Origin of the sequence: Flavobacterium cupreum (assembly GCF_003996965.1) — a bacterium.
Taxonomy (GTDB): Bacteria; Bacteroidota; Bacteroidia; order Flavobacteriales; family Flavobacteriaceae; genus Flavobacterium; species Flavobacterium cupreum.
In genome coordinates this window covers 1-306 of the sequence record NZ_QWDM01000195.1, presented here as the reverse complement: position 1 = coordinate 306, position 306 = coordinate 1, and the positions used below count along the sequence as shown (strand labels likewise).

Annotated in this window: 1 protein-coding gene; it reads left to right on the top strand. The window is 52.9% G+C overall.

The genetic code is table 11. The features are described from left to right. On the top strand, nucleotides 1-306 hold a 306-nt coding region (locus D0817_RS26365; RefSeq protein WP_238160966.1), incomplete at both ends, for an SEL1-like repeat protein.

The window sequence follows — 306 nt, the reverse complement described above, 5'->3', positions numbered from 1 at the left end:
TTAAACAGGCCAAAAACGAAGCGGGTGTGCCCTTGCCCGGTCTGTGGGTTAGCGACAGCGTGCTATTGGAATCGGTAGCCGATGGATGGGAATGCATGAAAAATTTGATCTTTGGACTGATGCTCTACTCTTCGGTAGCGAGTCCGTGTCTCGCAGACGACTATAAAGATGGGTTTGCGGCGTACAGTCGAGGTGATTACTCGAAGGCGCTGAGCACGCTGCGTCCGCTTGCTGCAAAGGGGAATCCATATGCTCAACATAGCCTGGGGGTCATGAATGAAGCAGGCCATGGCATCCCGATCAACT